This window comes from Oleiphilus sp. HI0123, assembly GCF_001635315.1.
Genome location: NZ_LWGE01000335.1, coordinates 1 through 3,168, shown reverse-complemented (window position 1 = coordinate 3,168; position 3,168 = coordinate 1). Strand labels below are relative to the sequence as shown.

At 47.0% G+C, this 3,168-nt stretch carries 1 protein-coding gene; it reads right to left on the bottom strand.

Annotation, left to right across the window (positions count from 1 at the left end):
* On the bottom strand, window positions 1-2,826 hold a 2,826-nt coding region (purL, locus tag A3761_RS03195; protein WP_068749800.1), incomplete at its 3' end, for a phosphoribosylformylglycinamidine synthase.
* Between the last annotated feature and the right edge of the window lie 342 nt (window positions 2,827-3,168).

Below are 3,168 nucleotides of genomic sequence, written 5' to 3'. Positions count from 1 at the left end.
TTCAGTATCACCTTGCTTAACCTGGATGACTGCACCTAGCTCTTCATTATAAAGTTCTCGCGCGAAGTGGCTGGAGTCTTCAGCCAACAAGTCCAGCTTAACGTCAACACCTACACGCCCAGCGAATGACATTTCCGCCAGGGTTGTAAATAAGCCGCCATCAGAACGATCGTGATAAGCCAGCAATTTGCCATCTTGATTCAAACCCTGAATCACAGCAAAGAAAGCTTTTAAATCTTCCGGGTCGTCGACATCTGGCGTGACGGCACCCATTTGCTTATAAACCTGTGCCAGAGCCGATCCACCCAATCGGTTTTGACCATTCGCCAAATCAATCAATATTAGATCAGTATCACCCTGATCACTTGCCAGCTCAGGTGTCAGTGTTTTTCTTACATCATTGACTGGCGCAAAGCCGGTAATAATCAAAGACAACGGAGAGGTAACCGTGCGTGTCTCATGCCCTTCTTGCCAAACAGTTTTCATCGACATAGAGTCTTTACCGACCGGGATAGAAATACCCAGTTCAGGACACAACTCCATGCCAACCGCTTGAACAGTTTTATATAAATTGTCGTCTTCACCTGGGTGACCCGCTGCGGCCATCCAGTTAGCAGACAAACGAATATCAGAGATTTTTTCGATAGATGAAGCCGCCAGGTTGGTAACCACCTCACCAACAGCCATACGACCAGAAGCCGGCGCATCGATATTCGCAATTGGCGTACGCTCGCCCATCGCCATCGCTTCACCAGTATGGCTTTCAAGATCAACCGCAGTAACCGCTACATCAGCAACGGGAACCTGCCATGGGCCAACCATCTGATCTCGTGCAACCATTCCGGTAATTGAACGATCACCAATCGTGATAAGGAAGCTCTTACTCGCCACACTCGGTAAACGTAGAATGCGCTCAGCCGCTTCTTTTATATCTATCTGACTAGACTCGAACATCGGCTTAGTAAACGCTTCTGATTCAACCGAACGGTGCATCTTAGGCGGTTTTCCAAACAACACTGACATGGGTAGATCAACCGGCTTATTATCGAAGTGCGGATCTTCCAGTGTTAAATCATGCTCTTCCAGAGCATCACCAATCACAGCGTAGGGGCAGCGTTCTCTAGCACAAATCGCCTCAAAGCGCTCCAAGTCTTGCGGCAACACAGCAATAACATAACGTTCTTGAGATTCGTTACACCAAATTTCGTGTGGCGCCATCCCAGGCTCATCGTTAGGGATCTTTCGCAAGTCGAATCGTCCACCGCGCCCGCCATCTTTCACAAGCTCCGGAAAAGCATTTGATAAACCACCCGCCCCTACGTCATGTATAAAGGCAATTGGGTTATTATCATCAAGCTGCCAGCAGCGGTCTATAACCTCCTGGCAACGACGTTCCATTTCAGGGTTTTCACGCTGTACAGAAGCAAAATCCAAGTCCTCATGACTAGCACCTGAATCCATCGAAGAGGCTGCACCGCCGCCAAGGCCGATCAGCATGGCCGGGCCACCCAATACAATTAGCTTTGCACCAACATCGATGTCACCTTTCAGTACATGGGACTCTTTAATATTTCCCATACCACCAGCAATCATAATAGGCTTGTGGTAACCCTTGATTTCCTGACCATTCGGGCCAGCAACTTCTTCTTCAAAGGTTCTAAAGTAGCCACACAAGTTCGGTCGACCAAACTCATTATTGAAGGCAGCACCACCTAGAGGACCGTCAAGCATGATGTTATAGGCAGAAGTCATTCGGTCAGGCTTGCCAAAATCTGTTTCCCATGGCTGTTCGAAACCAGGAATTCTTAGGTTCGATACCGTAAAACCTGTCAGACCAGCTTTAGGTTTTGCGCCTTTACCTGTAGCACCTTCATCACGAATCTCACCACCTGAACCTGTCGAGGCACCAGAGAATGGAGAAATAGCTGTCGGGTGGTTATGTGTTTCAACCTTCATGAGGATATGAATATCTTCCTCATGCGCCTGATACTCCTGAGTTTCAGGGTTCGGGTAGAAGCGCTTTCCTTTCGATCCGGCTATTACCGCAGCGTTATCAACATAAGCAGACAATACACCTTCAGAATTCAGCTCATTGGTATTACGAATCATCGAGAATAATGATTTTTGCTGAGCTTCACCGTCAATATCCCAAGATGCATTGAAGATCTTGTGACGACAATGCTCAGAGTTCGCCTGAGCAAACATCATTAGCTCTACGTCTGTCGGGTTACGCTTTAGCCCGCAGAAAGCTTTGGTTAAATACTCTATTTCGTCTGTAGCCAAAGCCAGACCAATACGCTTATTTGCTTCTTCAAGCGCACTCTCACCATATGACAGCACATCGACACTGCTCATAGGGCGCGGTTCAGAGTGTCTAAACAGCAACTCGGCACCCGCCGTTTCATGGAAGACAGCTTCAGTCATTCTGTCATAGAACTGCGAAGATAGCGTTTGGCGCTGTTCGAGCGTAAGCTTTTCAGCAGATCGAACATAATATGCGACACCGCGTTCAATTCGATTTACCTGATTCAAGCCACAAATATGCGCAATATCGGTCGCTTTACTAGACCAGGGTGAAATTGTTCCAGGCCGTGGAACAACCAAAAACAAAACGCCTTCCGCTGCCTCAGAGGGCACACTTGGACCATAGGTAAGCAGCTTATTCAAGATATTGAGTTCGCTAGGATTTAAGTCCTGCGACACATCAATAAAGTGCATAAATTCTGCATACACAGATTCGATTTCTGGAATAACTGCTTGGATGGTTTCAAGTAGTTTATGACTTCTAAAAGGAGAGAGAGCTGGAGCGCCTCGAAGTTCCAACATAATAAAGGCGTACCTCATCGAAGGAGCGTTGAAATAATGGAGGCGGTATTCTACTCGAAACTGGCGCGTCTGTTAACCAAGAATTGTATCTGAAGGTATAATGGCCGTAGTAATTGTGAATCCGGGGACCGTGACGGAGCTCAAACGGGTACATTTTGAAACAATGTTTACCACCCTCCAGGTTGACTCAGAGACCAGTTACTGAAAAGATTATACATAAAATTAGTGACATAAAGGAACAGCTCAGCACCGCTGAAGCGAGGCACTCCTGCCCCGGAACAAGGGAAAGCATGCAGTAGCAGTCTGGTGATTAAAAGGTATTTATTTGTCCTATTCAAAAAG